This window comes from Acidobacteriota bacterium (assembly GCA_016208495.1).
Taxonomy (GTDB): Bacteria; Acidobacteriota; Blastocatellia; order Chloracidobacteriales; family Chloracidobacteriaceae; genus JACQXX01.
The window spans coordinates 68,616-90,388 of sequence record JACQXX010000112.1 but is presented as its reverse complement, the minus strand read 5'-3'; the positions used below and the strand labels follow the sequence as shown (position 1 = coordinate 90,388).

The 21,773-nt window shown below is 51.8% G+C and carries 16 protein-coding genes and 1 tRNA gene; 12 read left to right on the top strand and 5 right to left on the bottom strand.

Going from position 1 to position 21,773, the window contains the following annotated elements; genetic code table 11:
* The first annotated feature begins 187 nt into the window (after nt 1–187).
* From HY774_23480 to HY774_23465, 4 genes are all read left to right on the top strand, one after another.
* Nucleotides 188–4,414, top strand: a complete 4,227-nt coding sequence (locus HY774_23480; protein MBI4751452.1) for a protein kinase — start codon at nt 188–190, stop codon at nt 4,412–4,414.
* Nucleotides 4,415–4,574: 160 nt separating this feature from the next.
* Nucleotides 4,575–4,895: a hypothetical protein gene (locus HY774_23475; protein ID MBI4751451.1), complete on the top strand. Its 321-nt coding sequence runs from the start codon at nt 4,575–4,577 to the stop codon at nt 4,893–4,895.
* A 16-nt stretch (nt 4,896–4,911) separates the two neighbouring features.
* Nucleotides 4,912–5,277: a hypothetical protein gene (locus tag HY774_23470; GenBank protein MBI4751450.1), complete on the top strand. Its 366-nt coding sequence runs from the start codon at nt 4,912–4,914 to the stop codon at nt 5,275–5,277.
* 229 nt (nt 5,278–5,506) lie between these two features.
* The gene (locus HY774_23465) at nt 5,507–5,800 is read left to right on the top strand and encodes a EutN/CcmL family microcompartment protein (GenBank protein ID MBI4751449.1); all 294 of its coding nucleotides are present in this window, start codon (nt 5,507–5,509) and stop codon (nt 5,798–5,800) included.
* Between the two features lie 353 nt (nt 5,801–6,153).
* Here the strand turns inward: HY774_23465 and ispD are convergent, their stop codons facing one another.
* Nucleotides 6,154–6,852: a 2-C-methyl-D-erythritol 4-phosphate cytidylyltransferase gene (ispD, locus tag HY774_23460; protein ID MBI4751448.1), complete on the bottom strand. Its 699-nt coding sequence runs from the start codon at nt 6,850–6,852 to the stop codon at nt 6,154–6,156.
* Between the two features lie 126 nt (nt 6,853–6,978).
* The gene (locus tag HY774_23455; protein ID MBI4751447.1) at nt 6,979–8,124 is read right to left on the bottom strand and encodes a TRAM domain-containing protein; all 1,146 of its coding nucleotides are present in this window, start codon (nt 8,122–8,124) and stop codon (nt 6,979–6,981) included.
* A gap of 431 nt (nt 8,125–8,555) precedes the next feature.
* On the opposite strand from HY774_23455, the gene HY774_23450 reads away from it, so the two are divergent.
* From HY774_23450 to HY774_23440, 3 genes are all read left to right on the top strand, one after another.
* The gene (locus HY774_23450; protein ID MBI4751446.1) at nt 8,556–9,695 is read left to right on the top strand and encodes an ABC transporter permease; all 1,140 of its coding nucleotides are present in this window, start codon (nt 8,556–8,558) and stop codon (nt 9,693–9,695) included.
* A 260-nt stretch (nt 9,696–9,955) separates the two neighbouring features.
* Nucleotides 9,956–11,095 carry a site-2 protease family protein gene (locus HY774_23445; GenBank protein ID MBI4751445.1) on the top strand — a complete coding sequence of 380 codons (1,140 nt, stop codon included), beginning with the start codon at nt 9,956–9,958 and terminating at the stop codon, nt 11,093–11,095.
* 127 nt (nt 11,096–11,222) lie between these two features.
* Nucleotides 11,223–11,298 (top strand) — tRNA-Glu (locus tag HY774_23440).
* Between the two features lie 87 nt (nt 11,299–11,385).
* On the opposite strand, the gene HY774_23435 is transcribed toward HY774_23440, so the two are convergent.
* The gene (locus tag HY774_23435; GenBank protein MBI4751444.1) at nt 11,386–12,672 is read right to left on the bottom strand and encodes a BMP family protein; all 1,287 of its coding nucleotides are present in this window, start codon (nt 12,670–12,672) and stop codon (nt 11,386–11,388) included.
* A 70-nt stretch (nt 12,673–12,742) separates the two neighbouring features.
* On the opposite strand from HY774_23435, the gene HY774_23430 reads away from it, so the two are divergent.
* The 3 genes from HY774_23430 to HY774_23420 all read left to right on the top strand — a co-directional run bounded on the left by HY774_23430 (nt 12,743) and on the right by HY774_23420 (nt 15,942).
* Complete coding sequence (locus HY774_23430) at nt 12,743–14,242, top strand: trypsin-like peptidase domain-containing protein (GenBank protein ID MBI4751443.1); 1,500 nt, start codon at nt 12,743–12,745, stop codon at nt 14,240–14,242.
* A 293-nt stretch (nt 14,243–14,535) separates the two neighbouring features.
* Nucleotides 14,536–15,519 carry a hypothetical protein gene (locus tag HY774_23425; protein ID MBI4751442.1) on the top strand — a complete coding sequence of 328 codons (984 nt, stop codon included), beginning with the start codon at nt 14,536–14,538 and terminating at the stop codon, nt 15,517–15,519.
* A gap of 69 nt (nt 15,520–15,588) precedes the next feature.
* Nucleotides 15,589–15,942, top strand: a complete 354-nt coding sequence (locus tag HY774_23420; protein MBI4751441.1) for a hypothetical protein — start codon at nt 15,589–15,591, stop codon at nt 15,940–15,942.
* A gap of 105 nt (nt 15,943–16,047) precedes the next feature.
* Here HY774_23420 and HY774_23415 read toward each other — a convergent pair whose 3' ends face one another.
* Both HY774_23415 and HY774_23410 read right to left on the bottom strand, forming a co-directional pair.
* Nucleotides 16,048–16,623, bottom strand: a complete 576-nt coding sequence (locus HY774_23415) for a peptidylprolyl isomerase (GenBank protein ID MBI4751440.1) — start codon at nt 16,621–16,623, stop codon at nt 16,048–16,050.
* Nucleotides 16,624–16,833: 210 nt separating this feature from the next.
* On the bottom strand, nt 16,834–17,151 hold the full coding sequence (locus tag HY774_23410; protein MBI4751439.1) for a zinc ribbon domain-containing protein: 318 nt from the start codon (nt 17,149–17,151) through the stop codon (nt 16,834–16,836).
* An 861-nt stretch (nt 17,152–18,012) separates the two neighbouring features.
* On the opposite strand from HY774_23410, the gene HY774_23405 reads away from it, so the two are divergent.
* Both HY774_23405 and HY774_23400 read left to right on the top strand, forming a co-directional pair.
* A complete protein-coding gene (locus tag HY774_23405) occupies nt 18,013–20,691 on the top strand; it encodes a PBP1A family penicillin-binding protein (GenBank protein ID MBI4751438.1) in 2,679 nt (892 codons plus the stop codon).
* Nucleotides 20,692–20,719: 28 nt separating this feature from the next.
* Nucleotides 20,720–21,586 (top strand): patatin-like phospholipase family protein, encoded by an 867-nt coding sequence (locus tag HY774_23400; protein ID MBI4751437.1) that lies wholly within the window; start codon nt 20,720–20,722, stop codon nt 21,584–21,586.
* Nucleotides 21,587–21,773 lie beyond the last annotated feature (187 nt).

The following is a 21,773-nucleotide window of genomic DNA, read 5'->3' as shown; positions in this document are numbered from 1 at the left end:
AGCCGGCGGGTTCAACAAAGCCACGCACTGGCCGAAAACAATGTTCCTAAAGACGGAAGAGGTTTGTCGTCTGACCTGCCTTCTGTTCAGGGATTTACCGCACCACCGTGAAAGAGGAGGTTCGGCGCACCTCTCAAATAATTTTTGATGAGAGGATCCCCTCGGTATTTTGCGCTGAAAACGCTTCATGACTGAGTCACAAGTACCAGATCCGTTGATTGGGATGGTGTTGGATGGCAAATACCGATTGGACCGCATTTTGGGAATTGGCGGTATGGCAACGGTCTATGCCGCCACCCGGCTCCAGTTTGGGGATACCGTTGCCATCAAAGTTCTCAGTGCTGAAGCGATGCAGCAACATCAGGCAGTGAAGCGCTTTGAACGCGAAGCCCGTGCCGTAGCAAGCATTAAGCACCCCAATGTCATTTCAGTGTATGATTTTGGTGCCCTTCCGGATGAACGGGCCTATATGGTCATGGAGTACATTCGGGGTGAGTCTCTACGTGAGGAACTGAAGGCCAATGGGCGTTTAACCTCAGACCGAGCCGTGCAGGTCATGCGGGCCGTTTGTGCCGCGGTTCAGGCTGCCCACGAAGAAGGTGTGATTCACCGCGACCTCAAGCCTGAAAACGTGATGCTGGCCCGCCATCGGGATGGCACCGAAATTGTCAAAGTCGTGGATTTTGGCGTGGCCGAACTTCACGAATCGGCAGCCGCCTCGGCCATGACCAAATTGACTGAAGTTGGGTTGATGGTCGGGACGCCACACTATATGTCACCTGAGCAGTGTCGGAGCGAGACTCTGGATAAACGCTCTGATGTGTATAGCTTAGGGATTATTCTCTATGAACTGCTGACCGGCACTGTCCCGTTTAATGCCCGCACCGTCTCTGCTGTTATCATCCAGCATGCCACCGAACCACCGCGCCGCCTCCGGGATTTAAGCCCTGATATTCCCTGGTCGTTGGAACAGGTGGTCTTGCGGGCACTGGAAAAAGATCGCTCGCGCCGCCCCCAGTCAGCGGCGGAGCTATCGCAAAATCTCCAGATGGCATTTGACAGCCTGCAGGCACAGACCAATCAAACCCTGATCAGCCAGCAGCCACCAACTCGCGAATTGCGGGCGCCAACCACGTTTCCCTCATTACCACCCGTTTCATTTGAAACCGAGGTTCGGGATACTCCACCACGTCCCGTGCGGCGTGGGCTCACCGGGTATTTGCGGGCCCCTGGGGGGACCTCTGATTCCGGCTTTGTGCGCCGACCAACTGGTTTCCGCCGAACCACCTCGCTTCATTTCGACAGTCTGACCGGTATTTACAACACGACCTATCTGTCACAGCGAATTGATGAAACGCTGGTGGAATCCAAAAAAGTGACTGTGTTGATGCTGGGGATTGACCAGTTTGGACAGATTAACAATTCCTATGGATATCGAGCCGGAGATTTGCTGCTTCGAGAACTGGCAAGCTGGCTCCGCGATCAGATTGGCGATCAGGGAATTGTCAGTCGGGCCGGCAGTGATGAATTTTTGATTTTGGTGGCTGACCAGGCCATTGAAGAAACGCTTGGTCTGGCTCAAGCACTGCAGCAGGAAATCGCCCGTCATGCCTTTCTCAAGTCAGAGGTGAGCGAAGGGATTCCCTTAAAAGTGACCATTGCGGTGGTGGCGTCGCCCGAAGACGGCACCTCGCCTCAGGATTTACTCGACGCGGCCAGTCGGGCGCTGACTCAAGCCAAACAATCCCATCACGGAGGCGTCTACCGCCTGGGTGAAGAAGGTGCCGAGCAGTCCACCGCACGCTTGAATTTTAATGCCTTTGTCGGGCGGACTCGGGAGCTTCGGCAGCTCAGTGAGGCTTTTGACCGAACCATGCGTGGTCGAACCAAGCCGGTTTTGATTCAAGGCCCGACTGGGCTTGGAAAAACTCGACTCACCAAGGAATTTCGTCGGCGAATGGCGGGCAAGGAAGTGACATTTTTGTCGGGCGCTTTCTTTGAAGCCGGCCAGGGGGCCCCGTACAAAACATTTTATGACAGCCTGCGCGGGCCAATTCAGGTGCTGCTTGAGGCTGAGAATAGCCAGCAGGCCGAGGCGGTGTTTGGCACACTGACGGACCGGGTTTTTCAGGATTTTGGCAGCGACGAAGGCTTTATGTACTTCTGCGATCTGGTGCAGGTGGAAAACGCCCACGAGAAGTATTTGACCTTTGAATACCTGACCAATCTGTTTCTCATTCTCGCCCAACAAAAACCGGTGGTGTTGTTCCTGGACGACCTGCACTGGTCAGATGAATTGAGTTTTGAGTTGCTGGCCTATCTGGCGCGAGCGGCCACCGGTCAACGCCTGATGATCATTGGCGCCGCCCGGTCCGAAGGGGTAACGGACCGCCATCCGTTGCGGAACTGGATTCGAACCCTCAATCAATCGGTTGGGTGCGAAATCCTGACCCTGGAGCCACTTTCCCAGGATGACACTTTATCGCTGCTGCGGTCAATTTTTACCAACCTTCGCATTTCACCGCTGGCAATTTCACATCTCTATGTGGAAACCAAGGGAAATCCATATTTCCTGTGTGAAATCGTGCGGTATCTGGTCCAGGAAGGCCGGATTGTACGCCGTAACGATGGCTGGGAATGCGGTGAACTCGACGACATCGTGTTGCCGCAATCCGTGGTGGATGTGGTTGAAGCTGGATTAAGTCGGGTCAGTGGCGAAGCGCTTGATATTTTTGCTCAGGCATCGGCGATTGGTCAGGAATTTACCTTTGATCTCCTCCAACTGGTAACCAACCGAAGCGAACGCGAATTGCTCGATGCGATTGAAGCCGGACTGGCCCAGCAAGTCATTAGCGAGATTGAAGACCGCGATGATGATGCCTATCGGTTCTATCACGGAACGGTTCAGAAAGTGTTGTATGCCCGGCTCAATCGGCGACGACGACGGTCGTTGCATACCCAGGTCGGTCAGGCGTTGGAGCAGCAATACAGCACCTCTGGCCAGACGGGGCGTGTCCTGGCGCAACTCGCCTACCATTTCTACAACGGAGGCGAATATCAACAAACCCTGCAGTATGCCGTTGCGGCTGGAATCCAGGCGTGGCGAGCCTGGGCGGTGGATGATGCCCGGCGATTTTTTAGCTGGGCCGAAGAAGCCGAACGCAAGCTCAACCTGGTCCCCGAAGTCGGCGGCGAAGAAGGAGCTTCGTTTGAAAAGGTCTCACCCACGCAACTCAAGCAACTGGTTGATCTCAACTTAAACTATGGACATTTGCTCATTAGTTTTGGCCAGCTTGAGGACGCCGAAAAGAAACTACAGCTTGCTCTGGCGCTGACCCGGCATTTAAACGATGAGTTGTTGCGTGGGCGGACGTTAGGCGCGCTCGGCGAATTGTGCGAGGCCCGGAGCGAATATGCTCTGTCGTTGCTCTATTGCCGCCAGGCCCTGGAGATCCTCCGACGCGGAGGCGACACCAAAGCCGAATCACGAACGTTGTGCACGATTGGCATGGTCTATGACCGATTGGGACAACTGGCCAGATCAGCCGAATCCCAGGAAAAGAGCCTGGCGCTGTCTCGTTCGATTAAAGACCGCATGGGCGAAAGCATGGCGTTGCGCGAACTGGCCTATGTGTTGATCAAGCAAGGTCAATATCGGCGGGCGGTTGAGAGTGCCCAATCAGCCAGCGAGATTGCCCAACAGATGAATGACCGACTGGGATATTCTATTTCCCTCAACATTCTGGGAGTTGCCTATCTGGCTCAAAATCGCCCAGACCGCGCCCACGAATTATTTCAGGAATCACTCAAAGCGGCGGCTGAACTCAATCGTCCTCGCGGAGAAGCCATCGAACTGGCCAATTTGGCTGAATGCCAGCGGGTTTTGGGAGATTTCAGCAAATCCCTGGAACTCAACCAGCAGGCGCTCACTCTCTCGCGGCAAATTGGAAGCAAACAGCTTGAGGCAACCGCACTGTTCTACCTTGGCCGAACGCATCAGAGTCGCCACGAACACGAACCGGCGCTGGATTATTTTCAGCAAGCCGCGAGGCTCATTTCCAATATCAGCGACCGGATCCTGGAATGTGATGTGTTGCTTGGAATTGCTGAAATTTACCTTTCGCAAAGCCGGCCATCCGATGCCATGGAGACAATTCAGAGCGTGTTGACAACCACGGCTGATTTCAGGGCGCTCCCCTGGCGCTGGCGGGCGCTCTTTGTCCAGGGCCGATGTCAGTTTTTCCTTGGCCAAACCAAAGAAGCCCAGCAATCACTGAGCGAGGCGGTTGAAATCGTCAAACAACTTGGCAACCAGCTAAGCTCAGATGTACCCCAAAGCGTCTATTTCGAAGACAAAAAACCGTTGTCCCGCGCACTCGAATCCGTCCTCATCGCCGTTAAAAATTTGGGATAAGCCAGTGAACGAATTGAGAATGAAGAATTGAGAATGAAGAATGAAGAAACTGCCTGTTTACAGGTCGTTTTGACTACTTGCCACTCGCTTTTCAGATCGCTCCTCACTCCTCGCTATTTCGCTAAAAACTATGGCTCAAAACACACCCACGAAATTTCGAATGAGCGATACGCTGTTCACTGCAATTCGCTCATCACTCGATGCCGATCTCACCCGGCAATTTAGCAATCTGGTACTGTATACCTCGTACGGGATCGTTCGTGGGCGGGTTGGCCGAACCGTCACCGATAACCTGTCTGTGGCCCATGATGCCCGCCTGGAAAGTGTCAGCCGGTTGCGCATTGAAACAGATGTGCTCGAACTGGATGATGCTGAAGTTGAACATTTTTCAAGTCATATGCCGACAGCCCGTTATAACAAGCTGTATGTCCGCATTGAAGAAATCCATAGTTTTGCTTTTGACATGCAATCACTTGGTTGAAATTTGGAGGTGTTTGATGAGTAGTGATTATGCCCGCCCAAGTTTACGTTCGCCAATGTGCGAAGCTTTGTTTAAAGCCATTCGGTTGTCTCTGGAAAGTGACCGGACAAAGATGTACACCAATCTGGTGTTGTACACTTCGTTTGGTGTCGTTCACGGACGTGTCAAACGGGACGACAATATCGCGACCAACGATTCACGCATTGAGAACATGATCAAAACCCGTGCTGAAAATGACGTACTTGAACTTGATAATGTGGAAATTGAACACCTGTCATCACATATGGGGACCAAGCATTACACGAAGTTCTATTTGCGCACCGAAGACATCAACGGGTTCGCGTTTGAAATTTCACCCCAACAATTCACGGTCAATTTGTAGTGAGTCAGTAGTCAGTAGTCAGTAGTCAGTAGTCAGTAGATGATAAGTCAGTAGACAAAATCCGGATGGTTGAATCCCTGGAATTCCTGAAAAGAATTGTTCCTAACTAACTCAAATAGAACCAGATCCACTTGATAGACACTTTGAAATCCCAACACTCGGCCACTAACCACTAACCACTAACCACTAACCACTGACGACCTTTTCATCCTGCACCATTTCCATTGCCATGCGCCTTGCCAAAGTGTTGGGAAATATTGTCTGCACCATAAAAAACCCTGAATTACAGGGGACAAAGCTGATGGTTATTCAGCCGATTGATGGTCAGCATCGCCCACAAGGCAAACCCATGATCGCGATTGACTCGGTTGGTGCCGGTGCGGGTGAAATTGTCATCTGGTGTCGTGGCAAGGAGGCTTCTTTTCCGTTTGAACCAAACACCGTTCCAACGGATTGCACTATCACAGGAATTGTGGACTGGGTAAATGTGGAGTGGAAGGGGAGCAACCCGAAAAGCGAGTAGCGGAGGAAAGCGAGTAGCGAGTAGCAAGTAGCGAGTCGTCAAAACCATCTGAGAAGCGACGTTTCTTCATTCTTCATTCTCAATTCTTCATTCCCTAAATTTTGCCCAAAATACTGACCTCTTCCTCAGTTTTCGTCACCAATTCGATTGATTGAGCCCGAGCCAAAGGACATAAAGGACATAAAGGACATAAAAAAACAGGGTGGAAGTCAGTTTCGTCACCGCGAAGGCTCAATTTCGGTGAAGTTCGATTCCACTCTCAGGACCTGACCGCTTCCCGCTTACGCGGCATGTCCCGCCCTGGTCGGCAGCGGTCTTTGGGCAAGGTCGTGTTATTTTGGGCAAAATTTGAGTCATTCTTCATTCTTCATTCGTTCCTGTTGTTTCAGCACAAATTCCGCCAGTTCCAAATCCCGTGGATGGGTAATTTTCAGGTTATCCAGCGGTCCTGGCACAATGCGCACCGGCACTCCCAGGTGTTCAACCAGCATTGCATCATCAGTGGCGCGCCAGCCTTCGCGACTCGCCTGGTCGTGTGCCTGACGAAGCAGCGCAGCTTCAAATGTTTGAGGAGTTTGGACGGCAAACAGGGTATTTCTGGGAGGGGTGGAAATCGCTACCCCATTTTCAACCAGTTTAATTGTGTCAGTGACTGGATGGCCAACGATGGCAGCTCTGTCTTCTCTGGCAGCAACCAGAGTTGTGGAAATAAGGTGGGCTGAAATGAAAGGTCGAACGGCATCATGAACGACGAAATATTGTGTTTCAACTGGAGCAGCTTGAAGCGCCGCAAACACCGAATCCTGTCGTTCGCGTCCGCCAATCACTGACTGACAGGGCTTTGGAAGTGGGAATTCAGTCAGGAGTTCTTGAAATTGCAATTGATCACTTTCCGGCAACGCAACAATCACCGCTGAAATGTCAGGGCAGGCACAGAGGTGCCGCAGGGTGCGAATAATGATCGGAACCCCAGCAAGTTCAAGAAACTGCTTGGCTTTGGCGGCTCCGAACCGTGAGCCGGACCCGCCTGCTGGGACAAGTGCGATGTTCATGGTGATGGAATGAGAGGGTGACTTTTTGACAAGGTGACCAAATGACAAGGTGACAAGGTGACAAAATCCTTATGAATAGTGAATGAATCACCTTGTCAAAAGGTCACCTTGTCATTTGGTCATTCTTCACGCTTTCGGCGAGGGAGTTGGTGTGATTGGCCGTGGAGCGTTGAGTCGTTCCGGGCGTTCAGAGCGTTCGGTACGGTCCATTCGGGCTTCACGTGGATCCCGAGGAGGGATTGAGGCTTCAGGTCGAATGCTGCTTTCGTCGTTAAACCGTCCGAAAATCATCTTTCCAGCCGTGGTTTGCAGCACACTGGTGACATTGACATCAATCGTTTTGCCAATGTTCCGGCGGGCATTGTCAACCACAACCATCGTGCCGTCATCGAGATACGCCACGCCCTGGTTGTACTCTTTGCCTTCTTTCAGAATAAACACCCGCATAATCTCCCCAGGGAGCACCACCGGGCGCAGCGCATTGGCCAGTTCATTGATGTTGAGCACGGGAACGCCACGCAATTGAGAGACTTTATTCAGGTTAAAGTCATTGGTGACAATCTTTCCATCAAGTTGTTTCGCCAGCTCGATCAGTTTGAGATCAACCTCGCGAATGTCAGGAAAGTCAACATCGGTGATGGTAATGTCCAGGTTGGGGTTTTTCTGAACGCGTTGCAGAATGTCGAGTCCGCGCCGTCCGCGATTTCGCTTGGCTGAATCGGCACTGTCGGCAACTTGCTGAAGCTCGCGGAGCACAAATTGCGGAATTACCAGGCGACCAGCCAGAAAGCCGGTTTCGGCAATATCCGCCACCCGTCCATCAATAATGACACTGGTGTCGAGAATGAGGTGCTGAATCCGGTTTCCGGTTTGCAGCACACCACCCAGTGAGATCAAATCGCGAAAATCAAATTTGGTCGCCCCAATCAGCAATCCGATATACCCGAAGCTAAAGACCACCGCCAGCGTCACAAACGATCTCAGCGCTGGCGACTGGCTTCCTATTCCATCTTGAATGGACAGCATTGAGCCAACGAGTGTGGCACATAGAAAACCAAGGATGATTCCCAGGGTTCCACCAACCAGTGCTTTGAATGAAGCGCGACGGATTCGAAACTCAAAGAAGATGATGACGAGGGATGATGACAAGGCAATGACAGCGGAGAGCGGTGCATTCCCGGAAAAAGGACGGAGAAACCATGCGGTGGCTACAAAAATCACGACAAACACAGCGCGGATCAGCAGCACATCATAGTTCGGTGGAGTTTTCAAAAAGCCCTTCACAAGTGCGAGTCCTCTGTAACTACAGGTGGTCTGTTCAATAAACCTCCGCCTCGAAAAAAAAAGAAAAGACGCCACGCACGATCAGTGCATGGATAACATCAGGCTTGGCTTGGACGGTGGATGCAAGACAAGTTGAGTCGGAAGAAGTTTCAGGGGGATGAAACGAGCCAGACAACCTCGATAATAATTATGATCTTATTTGGTAAATGAAATTAATGCTGCCTTACTTTGAACGATTCACCGTGTGCTTGCAAGATCTTTGAGCAACAACATGCCGTTGGCTGTCAACTTATGATTGCTCAAAGAGTGCTCTGAGTGTACATTGACCCCTTTTCTCCCTACATCCAAAGATTTTAAAGAAAGTTGAAAACCAGACCCACTTTGTCTCAGAGCGGGTCAATTGAGAGTACCAGTACGTCATGGATAATTTAATCTGGGCCAACGTTCAGCACCGCCCAACGCGTTCTTTGGCAACGGCCCTTGGGGTTGCCGTCAGCACGGTGTTGATTTTATTAACCGTCGGATTAGCTCGCGGGGTGCTCCACGAGCGAAGCACCCGCGAAGCCAAAGTCGGGGCTGAAATCCAGGTTCGGTCAAGCGGCACAATGACGGCTGGCATTCCGACCAACCAGCCTTCGCTGCCCATTGCCCGGGCTGAAGAAATCAAAAAGATTGCCGGGGTAAAAATTGTTTCCCCGATTATTCAATATGTTCAGGCATCGGATTCTGGCCTGGGGTTTCGGGCGATTGAAGCCATCAATTTTGAAGAATACTCACAAATCAGCGGCATCCGGCTCCTTGAGGGAGCGGCACCTCAAACCGATGAGGAAGTCATCATTGATGATCACCTGGTCAAAGAGCGCAAGGTGAAAACCGGTCAGGAAATCGAGGTTATGGGCCGCATGATGAAGATTTCCGGGGTGTACGGGCCGGAAAGCGGTGCCCGAATCAAGATGCGTCTGTCAACGATGCAGGAACGACTGGCGGCTCAGAACCTGTGCTCGATGTTGCTGGTGAAATGCGAGTCACCTGCGGTTCAGGATGCGGTGGCAATTCAAATTCAGAGAAACTCAGATGCCCGCGTCCTCAACGATAAAGGTGGCACAGAAGTCGCCGACCAGGTTATTTTGACTCGGGACCTGCCGAATTTTTATGCCCGGGGGCTACCAGCGCTTGATACCTTTCTCAATGTCGTGGTTGGCGTGGCCATGGGAATCAGCATTTTGGTAACTTTGCTGGCCATGTACACCACGGTTTCAGAACGAACTCGGGAGATTGGCATCTTAAAGTCCCTCGGTGCACCGAATAGTTTTATTTTGCGCGTCATTGAGCAAGAAGCCCTGGTGATTAGCGCGGCAGGCGCTTTGCTCGGATATGTTCTGGCCTTGAGTGCCCGGTTTGGTATCACCCACGCCACATCAATCAAAAATATTGAATTTGAACCCCATTGGATTCTGATTACCTTTGTCATTGCACTGGCGGGTGGGGCAATTGGCGCCCTCTACCCTGCCTGGCGCGCTGTTCGCCTCGACCCGGTGAAAGCACTGTCATATGAATAGGCGGAAGACATTGGGCTGAGGGCTGAGGGCTGAAAACCAGGGCTCAGGGCTCGGGGCTGAAGACTCGCAAGCTCGGAGCAATTGAAGGGATGAGGGATGAAGGATGAGGGATGAAATAAAACCAATTCTTCAGCCACTTTCTTCAGCCCTCAGTCCTTAGCCCTGGTTTTCTCAGCCCGACGTCTTCAGCCCGACGTCTTCAGTTCCAAGCCCTCAGCCCTGGTTTTTTCAGCCCGAAATTCTTCAGTCATGGTTTTTCAATGCTTTCACGCTTGCGTCCAACTGAAATTAGCCGCCCATTTGGGATTCCAGTGCTGCTTGACCCAAGCTGGTATGCCATCTTTCTGATTTACTTATGGTTGATTGGGTGGGTGTATCTGCCGGGATTAGTACCTGGGCTTTCAGTGATAACCTACCTTGGATTTGGCGTCCTCACCGCACTTTTATTTTTCCTGTCAATTTTAATTCATGAGCTGGCGCATTCACTGGTGGCGCGGGCTGAAGGTGTTGGCATTCACAACATTACCCTCTATGTCTTTGGGGGGCTGGCGCATTTGACCGGCGAGCCAGGGAGCCCCGGAGCTGAGTTTCGCATTGCCGCAGCGGGCCCGGCAGCCAGTTTGTTACTTGGAATTCTGTTTTTAGGGGCTGAATGGTTGTTGCAACAGGTTGCCTATCGTGCGGTTGCGACTCAGGTTTCCCACTACCTGGGCTGGCTGAATGTGATTTTAGCCGGATTCAATTTGATTCCTGGATTTCCTCTGGATGGCGGGCGTATTTTGCGGGCTGGATTGTGGTGGAGGAATGGGAGCTTTCATCAAGCAACACATCAGGTCATGCAATTCAGTTTATGGATTGCCAATGTGCTCATCGTGGCTGGCGGCATTTTATTTTTCCTGCGATGGAATTTGGGACTTTCGCTTGTGGTGACAGGTGCTTTTATGCGGGTGTTAACCCTGAAATCACTGCCTCAATCACCAGCACCATCTGTGACTCCAACTCCAAGACAGTCAGTCAAACGCGGACCCACTGCGCAGGATGCTGTTACCGGGCCTCCGGTTTCAGTGACCCCTGCCACGTCACTGGCTGATTTTATGGCCCGGATACAGCCCCAGCATCCATTTGCCACGTTTCCGGTCATCAGTCAGCGCCGGTTGCACGGTATTTTCCAGGCGAGCCGATTACAGAGCATTCCACCTGAAGCCTGGGCAACCACCCTGGTTCGGGATGTAATGGAACCGGTTCATCAGGCTTTGTTTATTGATCACCAGTCACCGCTCGCCGACTTAGAACACCTGGTTTTAACCAACCAGATTGGACATGCCGCGATTCTGGATGGTGATGGGTATGTGGTTGGATATGTCAGTGCCCGTGATGTCAGGCGAGCACTCTCGCGGTAATCAAGGCCCACTTTTTGGAAAGTTCCGTCAAAAACCCGAAAAAAGTGATTGACGCCTCAAGTTCCCTCGTGTAGTATCCGCGCCCTTGAGCCAAAGGGCTTCAACTTCACTGGCTCAAGTCCCCTATGTCTCGTTCGTCTAGGGGCCTAGGACACCGCCCTTTCACGGCGGTAACACGGGTTCGAATCCCGTACGAGACGCCACTCATAGAAAAAGCTCCGGCAGGTTTGGCCGGAGCTTTTTTGCTTTTGAAGGAACGGAACGTACTGACTCCTGACGATTGAGTAAGGCTATTTTTTGGGTTTGGAGGAAGATGGTGGACCTGTCGTGGGGCCGTCTCCATCAAAGAATTCAATTTTTGGCTCCGTACTCTCGCTTTCACTTTGATACACATTGATTTCGGCAGTCATGATGTCGTGCATCAGGAAATTTAATTCACCTTCAATTTCCGGATTGATCCGACCAGCTTTGAGTTTTTCATTCACCACAAACCCGACCACGTTCTCTTTAATCCCCAGGCGAACAATCCCGCCCTTTTTCTTGCCCTCCTTCATTTGCCAGACCAGATCCGCCAGTGCCGCTGGCACGTTGGCGACATAGCTCATCAAGACCTGGTCGGGTGCTGACTTGATTTGATCAACCCAGGCGCCAAAAACCAGTACGTTTCGTTCTTTGACGGCTTCAAACACGCCGGTTGCCGCAGCCCCGCAATCGTGGGCGACCAGGTCGGAACCCCGGTCAATGAGGGCTATGGTAGCTTCGCGGGCTTTGGCGATATCGGTTGGATCATCCAGATAGGCAAGCGAAAAATGAATGTCCGGATTGGCCTTGAGCGCGCCATTACGAAAGGCACTCAGGATTTTCCGGGATTCCGGGTCACCTTTGCGGCCAATGGCTCCAACGTGGCCGGTTTTTGAAACTTTGGCTGCAATTGCTCCGGCCAGGTATGATGCCTGGCCCAGTTCAAAAACCAAACTGGTGACATTGCTTGATTCCTGGTCGCCATTTGTGACGACAAACAGGGTATTGGGATATGAGCCGGCGATCAGCAACGCCTCGGCCATAAATTCCCGACCGTGCCCAATGATGACATTGCAGCCTTCTTCGGCCAGGGCGGTAAACGCCCGTTCACGTTCTTTTGGGGTGAGGACCCCATCTCGTTTCAGGATGATGGCCCCAAATTCCTTTTCCATCAGAGCCAGAGCCTGATTTCCTTGATCATTCCACACATCAACTGTTGTCGGTGTTTGGGTTGAAATAAACCCAACCCGGAATTTCCCATCAGTGAGCGGGCCTTTTTTCGGAACTGAATGTGCCGTGGTTGGTGAAGAGGGAGGGGGAGGTGTGCAGGCGGTCTGAGCCAAAAGCAGGGCTGTCAGGATTCCGATTCCCAGAATGACCCATTGTGAACGGTTATTTTTTCGCTCTGCGGAGGTGTGTCTGAGTCGGTTGATCCAGTGAACCTGCATTGAAGACATGCCTTTCAAACGAAATAATCCGCCATCCACCGCTGGTGGGTGGCACAGCGCCGGGCCAAATGTGATGGTGAAGGTTGGGGATGAGGCCAAGAAGAGCAAGCACTATTGCGGGTTGGCCCAACTTCCCGGAAAATATAACTGCACTACTCTGAAAAAGGAAAGTCCAACCATGCCGAATCAAGCTGTTAACCTGCGGAAGTCCAGTGTGCTGCCGCGTTGGATTCTGGTTGCTGTTTTCTCCCTGAGCCTTGTGGTCGGAATTGTTCTGGGAATGCTGGTGATGGCCGTTCTTGGTCTACCTGAAGGTCGGTCATTGAGTCAGGTTTGGGCACGGGGCTGGTCTCCTGATCAAACGGCTGTTTCCTTGTCCTTATCATTTGCCAGGGTGGCTGAAAACGTAGAGCCTTCGGTGGTGCATATCACAACGGTGGATAATCCTGAAGGCGATCTGGTTGGCCGTGGCACTGGTTCTGGGTTCATTGTTGATAAAGATGGCTACATCCTGACGAATTATCATGTTGTCCGCGATGCAACACGGATTAATGTCAAATTGTTTAATGGTGTTGAAGTTCCCGCCCGTCTCATTGCCGTGGATGATGAGACCGATATCGCGGTGGTCAAAATTTCATCCCGAACTCCGCTGCAACCCGTCAAATTTGGTGATTCTGATGCGTTGAAAGTTGGTGAATGGGTGGTGGCGATTGGGAGTCCCTTTGGCCTGGATCAAACCGTTACGGCTGGAATCATCAGCGCCAAAGAGCGAGTGACCGATAAACGGCGCAATTTACAACAGTTTATCCAAACCGATGCCGCCATCAATCCTGGAAATTCAGGTGGTCCATTGCTGAATCTGGATGGGGAAGTGATCGGCATCAATACCCAGATTGCCACTCAGGATGGCCGATTTAATGGGATTAGTTTTGCCATTCCCTCGGTAACAGTCAAAGATGTCTATCGTCAACTTATCACCACAGGTCAGGTTGTACGTGGGTATTTGGGTGTTTTTCTGGATCAGGTTTCACCTCAGTTTGCTCAGGTCTATAGCATCCCGCGTGGGCAAGGAGCACTGGTCCAGTATGTTGAAGTAGATGGGCCCGCGGCCCGTTCAGGTTTAAAAAGCGGTGACGTCATTGTTTCCTTTGACAGTCACACTGTGCGTGATGATCGGGATCTGGTCCGCTGGGTGGCCTCAACCCCGGTTGGGAGTGACGTCAAAATTGAGTTTTATCGCGATGGACGCAGTCAAACGGCCCGGCTACGGGTGGATGAACGGGTGATGCCCTCAACCAAATTTCCATCAGTGCCTCCGTTGCTGCGGCGCAACTATAGCCGTTCGATTGAGCGCCCGGTCCCGCGTGAATTTGGGTTGCGGGTTGGAACGCTGACCCGGTTGAAGGTTCAGCAAATGGGACTGGCTGGAATTCTGAACGAATCTGATCCAGGTGTGGTGGTGACCGATGTCGAACCGTCAAGTGTCGCCGCTGATGCAAAAATCCGCGAGCGGGATTTGATCATTGCGATCAACCGTAAGCCGATAACGACCGAACAGGATTTCCAGGAAACGGTGAAAAAGCTGGGTCCAAATGACGATGTCGTCGTCGTCGTTAAGCGTGCACTCCCTGGAGAACGCCGGGCTGTGGTAAATTTCCTCTCATTCACCATGCCGTAAGTAGGCTGAAGAAGCAGGGCCGTAAGCGCCAGGATAAGGAAAATTGAGCCTGTTTGAGACAAGGGGACAATGGGACAAGGGGACAAGGGGACATCAAACCAGTTTGTGTGACCCGAACTCATCTCTAATCAGAAGTGTGAACTGAAACCATGAGTGTTTGTCTCCTTGTTTCCCCAACTCCTTGTCTCTTTGTCTCCTTGTCCCCTTGTCCAGATTGGCGCTCATAGGCTCAGTCCCAGGCCCAACCATCAACAGTTCAACCCTGCGAAAAATCAAAAAGCGAGGTATCTCCCGTGGTCGAAGTAACCTTTGTGGCCTGTCCGCTCTGTAATCGAAATAACAATTCCCAGCGGCTGTTATGTATTTACTGTGGCGGACAACTTCCGGTTATTGAAGGTGCTGAGTTCCAAAAGCTGCCGATTGTGCGACCTATGGAAGAAACTGAACTTGGGGTGAATCTGATTTTCTTTCCTGATGAAAGCCTGATTGACCAGCATACACGGCATGAGATCGAAATCGTGACCCGGTTGTCCGCCGAATTGATTGATTTGTACCTGCAGGCCAAAACCCCGTTGCCAATTGTGCGGCTCCAAGATGAATCTGATGCCACTCTGACCCGTCATCGGCTGCTTGGGGCTGGGGTCCGAACGGCAATTATCCGTGATGAAGACCTCCAACTGAAACAATTTCCACAACGCGTTCGGCAGGTTGCCTGGCAATCTGAAACCCTTGATATCTGGGGCGCCGACCAGAATTTATTGGCGAAAATACCCTGGCAGGGCCTGACGCTATTGGTGTTTGGCTCGCTTCGGTTCAAACAAACACAGGTTGTTGAAGCCAATAGCATGTATGGTCGGGGACGGGAAATTAAAGATGTTTCAGAGAATATGACCGAAGAACTCACGATTGATTTTTTTGGTGAGACCCTCCGGCAGCATTTCCGAATCCGGTCTGATTCGTTTGATTATTCCTGTTTGGGGAATCGAAAGCGGCTGCTGGTCGCTGAAAATTTTCGGGAGTTGTGCGCCATACTGACTGAAAAAGCGACTCAAGCCACCATGGATCGGTCATTTCGCGAGATAACCCGTTTGATGGAACCGGTTTGGCCGCTTGAAAAAAGTACTGAACGGTTGCCCTTGAAGCGGATTGGCGTTGGAAAGGTCGCCTCTGAGTCTGTGGTGCTGGCTGATAATCAAGCCCAACTCACCCGCTATAGCCGGATGTTGTTCCTGCTTCGGTCACGTCAGCTCTGGCAACCCAGCGGAATGAAGAATTGAGAATGAAGAAACCATTTAGTGGTTAATGGTTAGTGGTTAGTGGTTAGTACAAGTCCCCATAAAAGGGGGATGAAATTCGACCACTCGCTGGCAGAACCATTGGTTTTCGCCCGGATGGGCGCCGGACAATCGCCGGTGGCAAGTGTCGCTTTGGACACGCGGCCACCGGACAGAGTCGCCATCACGGGTTCGCGCCCGGATGGGCGCTGGAACAGGAGTCGTGAGCCAGCAGTCGAAACTTCCACGAAAACCGGGACCCGAACCAGCTTCCAGCGCCCATCCGGGCGCAAACCACTGCGGACCGGAGCTCCGGTGGTGTGCCCAAAGCGGCAAACCACCGGCTATTGTCCGGCGCCCATCCGGGCGAAAGCCAATTCGGAATCACCGAAATTCCATCCCCCATTTATGGGGACTTGTACTTAGGAATCAATACTTTCAAAGAAGAACCAAGAACCAAGAGCGAAAAACCAAGGACCAACCACTAACCACTAACCACTAACCACTTTCCTCATTCTTCATTCTTCATTTCTACAGGCCAGGGGTTGCCGGATAATTGCTGCGCAGATCCAGATAGGCTCTGGTAATAATGGTTTTGGTTTGGGGGCGGGTGGTGCCTTCGGTGACAGGCGACTGAGAAATGATGTCCACCACGTTCATTCCGGAAATGACCTGTCCAAAAATGGAATACTGGTTATCCCATTCTGGATGCGGACGGCAGCAAATAAAAAATTGCGTTGTGGCGCTGTTGTTATCATTGCCTTTGCGGGCGGCGGAAACCGTTCCCCGGATGTGATTTTTCTTGCTGAATTCAGCCGGAATGGTTTTCAGGTCAGGACGGCCCAGTCCCCAGGTATTTTCAGGGCCGCGGATTGTGTTGGGGTCCCCGCCTTGAATTAAACTATTGGCTTCGACCCGGTGAAAAGCGATCCCGTTATAAAACCCCTGTTTGATCAACTCCTGAAACTGTTTGACGTGTTGCGGTGCCACTTCGGGGTAAAATTCAAAGACGATTTTTCCATATTCCGTCTCCAGGACCGCCACAGCCTGATTGGATTTGGGATTACATCCGGTCAGCACGGGGAAGACCAGTACCAGGCCAAGCATCAGGAAAAGCAGACTCTTCTTCATCACGGTTTTATTCCTCACACAAAATTCAAGATCAAAATTTGAACCGGCAATAATTCCACAGGGCGCCTATCGTGGCAACCAGGAGCCCGTGCTTTTGGCGACAATCGGGAATGAATCACCCATAAAGCAGAAAGGCAACACGCTTGAGAGTGTTGCCTTCGAAACAACCTGGGTGGCGAAATTTGATCACGCTGCTGCTGTGGTTGATGGGGATGATGTGTCGTCCCCGCTGGTCGTCGAACTGGTTGCAGGTTCGGTTTTTGGTTTTTCAGACGAAGTCACCTCATCTGAGGAGTTCTTGCTGCTTGCTGGTGAAGTGGATTTTCCAGCGTAGTCGCTCACATACCAACCTGACCCCTTAAATGCGAAACTGGATTGTGAGATTTTCTTATGAAGTGTGTCAGAGTCGCACTTCGGACAGGTTGTTAGCGGAGAGTCTGAAATCTTCTGAATGACTTCAACGTGCTCATGACACTTTTCACAGACGTACTCATAGATTGGCATATTGGCTTTTAAAACACCTCCGAATGAAAGACAAAAAGATTATTCGATATAATCATTTACACTAAGTTCCTCGAATTTGTCAAAAGCAGCCTCCGCACTCAGGCAGGCAATTTTCGCAAATTGCTTCACAGACCCTAAGGCAGTGTGGTAAACCGACAGATCCAGTTAAGAATGAAGAACCATTTAGTGATTAGTGATTAGTGATTAGTACTACAGCGAGGTTTTAATAAAAAACCGAGTGTTGAGCCCAGGAACTGGGCAGCAGGCACGCTAGCCCAGGGTGCAACCTGGGACCAACGGCCCGACCTCCCTCCCGCCCCACCGGCAACCGCCATAGGCGGTTGCCGGTGGGGCGGGAGAAATTGGGAATGGCCGTCAACCCAGGGTTTCGAAGACTCCACCCTGGGCTACGAGCCATCACCCGCTTCGCAGGTTAAAACCGAAACCTCGCTGTAGTACTAAGGGATTGTAAAAAATCAATTTCCCGTTTTCGTTTGGGAATCAGGCATTTGGATTGAGCATCCCGGAGGGCTGCAGTTCGGATAGCCGGTGGTTGCGAAGCTTTGTGAGCTACCACCGGGAACAGGTTCGTCCTCTCCAGTGCTCCCCCACTTCGCCCGCGCCCCCTGCGGGGCGCGGGCGAAGTGGGGGAGCACCAAGGGGTGGCCTTTGGATCCGGTGGTAGGCCCAAAGCGGCCAACCGACCTCCCTATCCGAACGGCAACGCTTCGCGGTGCAAGACCAAAACCTGGACGTGGCAGAACGCGCCCCAGGAACTTATTTTTTAACGCTCCCTAACCACTAACCACTAACCACTAACCACATTATTCATTCGTCATGCAGTCAGAGTGAGGTGCTTTCATGCCTGTAAACAGTGTTTTTTCTCGATCTGAATTAGATAATTCCCGAAAGAATAAGCCTGCGGTCGTGCAGCGGTTTTTTCGGAAGTCTACTTTTTTAGCCGTATTGTTGCTCTCCGCGCTGGCTGGTAGCCTGACAGGACTGGCGGTGGCATATCAAAGCAGTCTGGCTGGCCAGGATTGGGGAGTTGCCGAGCTGGCGAGCTACCAGCCGTGGGGAATTACCCAGGTGTATGCTTCAGATGGGAAATCGGTCATTGGCGAATTCGCCCTGGAACGGCGAATTCCACTCAGCTATGACGAGATCCCACCACATATGCGGCATGCCATCTTAGCCATCGAAGACGCCCGGTTTGAAAAGCACCTTGGCGTTGACCCGATTGGAATTGCCCGAGCACTGGTCAAAAACACACTGGCTGGTCGGACAGTGGAGGGCGGTTCAACCTTGACCCAGCAGCTTTCCAAAATGCTGTTTTTAACCGATGAACGCACCTACACCCGCAAAATCAAAGAAGCCATTTTGTCGTTGCAAATCGAACGGGAATTCAGCAAGCACCAAATTTTTGAACTCTATGCCAATCAGATCAACCTTGGGGGCGGGGCCTACGGGGTTGAAGCTGGCGCCCAGTATTATTTCGGAAAGTCAGCCAAAGATTTAACCATTGAAGAATGCGCCACCCTTGCCGCCATTCCTAAAGCGCCGTCAAATTATTCACCCGCCCTCAATCCGGAAAAATCATTGAATCGCCGCAACCTGGTCATCAACGGCATGGTTGAAGAAGGCTTTATTTCCGCCGCTGAAGGCGAAGCCGCCAAAAGCAAACCGATTAAACTCAACCTGACGCCGCGGGAAACCAACACCAGCGGGCCGTATGCCTTTTTTGTTGAAGAAGTCCGCCGTGAACTTGAAAACAAGTTTGGTTCCCGTGAAACCCACTCCCTGGGCTATAAGGTGATTACCACGGTTGATGCCGAAGCCCAAATCAGAGCCGTCCAGGCGGTTCGTGCCGGATTGCACTCGTATGCTCAGCGTCACGGGAGCAAATGGCGCGGTGAACTCGACAACATCTTCGATCAAGGCGTGAAAGACATCAACAAATACAAACACCCGGAATGGAGCCTGACCCTCGCCGAAGGCATGTATGTGTATGGGTTGATTACCGAGGTAAACAGCCGCGATGCCAGGGTGTCGTTTGGGGATTACCACGCCGTCGTCACCGAAAAGGAAATTGCCATTGCCGGGCAAGCTCCATCGAAAGTATTCAAAGTCGGAGATTTAGCTGTTTTTCAAATCAAGAAAATGAATCAGCCCGACAAAGACAAGGAAGAGGAAAAGAAAGAAGCCAAACCAAAGACTGAATCAGGAAGCGAGAAAGAAACCAAAAAGAAACCGAAAACTGAACCACAAGGCGACCCATTTGAATTATCAGTTGAATTGCAGGTCGTTCCAAAAGTAACGGGCGCGTTGCTGTGCATTGAAACCAAAACCGGCGAAGTCACCGCCATGGTTGGTGGCTACGATTTTTCAATCTCGCGATTTAACAATGCCACACAGGGGAATCGCCAGACCGGCTCTGCGTTTAAACCCTTTGTGTATGCCGCAGCCGTTGAGAACGGGTGGAAACCAGAGAGCCTGGTGCTTGACTCTCCGTTTACCCAGGGAAACTGGTCGCCGCGCAATTATGACGGCACGTTTTCAGGGGCTATTCCCTTGAGCACGGCATTAGCCAAATCTCGAAACATTCCAGCCGTTCGCCTTTTAAAATCAGTTGGAATTCCCAAAGGAACGGAAATGGTCAAACGGTTTGGGATCACCAACCCGATGGCGCCCTTTCTCCCATCCGCGCTTGGTGCCACCGAAGTCCCGCTGGTTGAAATGGTGTCAGCCTACTCGGTTTTTCCAAACAAAGGGACTCGGGCGCGTCCACACTACATTCGCCGGGTTACTGACCGGAATGGAATTACCATTTATGACTATGCCAATGATGAAAAACAGCAGGTATTTAAAGTGTTGTCTCCCTACGTCGCCGGTCAAATGGTGTCATTGATGCGAGGTGTGGTTGAATCCGGGACGGCGGCGGCGATCAAGGGGGTGACCCAGGGCGACTTGAACAAGCGTGAAATCGGCGGTAAAACCGGCACCGTCAACGATTATACGGATGCCTGGTTTATTGGCTACACCCCGTCAGTCGCCTGTGGCTGCTGGATTGGACACCAGGGCGAGAAACGATCACTTGGCGAAGGCGAAACCGGCGGAAGTGCCGCCTTGCCTATGTGGACGAAGTTTATGGGCTTTTATATGAAGGGCAAGCCGATTGAAAAATTTGGCGAAGTCCCACCTCCGGATGAAAAGACCAAATCAATGATTGCCGCTCGAACCCGCGAAGCCCAGAAAGAGCTTGAAAAAATGGCCGAGGAGTCTGCCATTGATACCGGCGCCGATTTAGCCAAAGAGGCAATTATGGGCGACGGAGATAGTGAAGCGCCACCAAAGCCATCCAAGCCAAAAGACCCGGCCAAATCTGGAACTGACGACAAAAAGAAACCGACGGCTGGTGACGACAAAAAGAAGCCACCTACCACAACCGGCGCCGATAAGAAAAAACCGCCAACTTCGACTGGTTGGGTTAAGCCGGGTGACAAGCCGCCCGCTGCCAAACCCAAGAAGCCAAACCCGTAAATGAATTATGAATTATGAATTATGAATTATGAGGAATAGCTACTCTGGTTCGCTGGTTCAACTTCAAGATGTGCTTCGCAAAGACTTGCCGTTGAGTGTTGTTCTGGGTGGAGGTGGAGTTCGAGGACTGGCACATCTTGGCGTGCTCGAAGTCCTTTCTGAACAAGGGTTTCATCTGGCGGAGATTGTGGGCACGAGTGTCGGAGCGTTGATTTTGACCTACTATGCCGCCGTTGGGCTTGATGTGCCGACGATGCGGAAATTAGGGTTGGGGATGAGTTCGCGACACTTGCTCGGGTGGGCATTTCTGCGGCGGTTTTCGCCTCCCATTCAGCACCGGTTTCGACGTCTGGCAGGTATCATCCCGGAATATCTGGACCGACTTTCCAATCTGCCCGGTGACCGGTTGTTTCATGGCGTTGAACGAATTGGACTCGTCGCCTATGACCTCGAACATCGCGAAGAGATCGTTTGTCACAATCTGCAACAGGAACTCCGGCTCAATGATGCGCTCCGTGGCGCCGTGGCAATTCCTGGGATTTTTCCACCTCGGGAATGTCTGGCCGGAAGCCGCAAACTCCGGCTCATTGATGGCGGCGTGACCAATAAACTTCCGGTTGATAAACTGTTTTCCGAGCCATTTCGTCCAGCTCAAATACTGGCGGTTGATATTTCAAACCGAATCGAGCACCGTCAGGAAAATAGTCTCAAAATCAATCAGTTACAGGCTCAATTTCCCCAGATTCCAATTGTGACGGTCACACCGGACACACTTGGGAAAGCGACTGTTTTGTATCGAACCAACGGCCTGGAAGCGTTGATTGAATCCGGCAAAGTTGTGACTCAGAAGCTTTTGAGCGAGTCAGTACCGCCTGCGTCAGCGGGTGGGCTTTGATAACCCTACCCATTGACCTAAGGGAGTCGGATGGAAATATCATACCACCAGGGTTCAGGGTTCAGGGTTCAGGGTTCAGAGCCAGATACTCCACGTTGAGTGGTACCCGCCAGTTCCCCAGTCTTCATCTTGAGTGGGATCAGTCAACTCATCGCCGAAACCCTGAACCCTGAACCCTGAACCCGAT

Bases quoted from the DNA above. Each gene is read 5' to 3' on its own strand.
- HY774_23480 (MBI4751452.1), top strand. From the start codon at position 188: ATGACTGAGTCACAAGTACCAGATCCGTTGATTGGGATGGTGTTGGAT.
- HY774_23475 (MBI4751451.1), top strand. From the start codon at position 4,575: ATGAGCGATACGCTGTTCACTGCAATTCGCTCATCACTCGATGCCGAT.
- HY774_23470 (MBI4751450.1), top strand. From the start codon at position 4,912: ATGAGTAGTGATTATGCCCGCCCAAGTTTACGTTCGCCAATGTGCGAA.
- HY774_23465 (MBI4751449.1), top strand. From the start codon at position 5,507: ATGCGCCTTGCCAAAGTGTTGGGAAATATTGTCTGCACCATAAAAAAC.
- ispD (MBI4751448.1), bottom strand. From the start codon at position 6,852: ATGAACATCGCACTTGTCCCAGCAGGCGGGTCCGGCTCACGGTTCGGA.
- HY774_23450 (MBI4751446.1), top strand. From the start codon at position 8,556: ATGGATAATTTAATCTGGGCCAACGTTCAGCACCGCCCAACGCGTTCT.
- HY774_23445 (MBI4751445.1), top strand. From the start codon at position 9,956: ATGCTTTCACGCTTGCGTCCAACTGAAATTAGCCGCCCATTTGGGATT.
- HY774_23430 (MBI4751443.1), top strand. From the start codon at position 12,743: ATGCCGAATCAAGCTGTTAACCTGCGGAAGTCCAGTGTGCTGCCGCGT.
- HY774_23420 (MBI4751441.1), top strand. From the start codon at position 15,589: ATGAAATTCGACCACTCGCTGGCAGAACCATTGGTTTTCGCCCGGATG.
- HY774_23415 (MBI4751440.1), bottom strand. From the start codon at position 16,623: ATGCTTGGCCTGGTACTGGTCTTCCCCGTGCTGACCGGATGTAATCCC.
- HY774_23410 (MBI4751439.1), bottom strand. From the start codon at position 17,151: ATGCCAATCTATGAGTACGTCTGTGAAAAGTGTCATGAGCACGTTGAA.
- HY774_23405 (MBI4751438.1), top strand. From the start codon at position 18,013: ATGCCTGTAAACAGTGTTTTTTCTCGATCTGAATTAGATAATTCCCGA.
- HY774_23400 (MBI4751437.1), top strand. From the start codon at position 20,720: ATGAGGAATAGCTACTCTGGTTCGCTGGTTCAACTTCAAGATGTGCTT.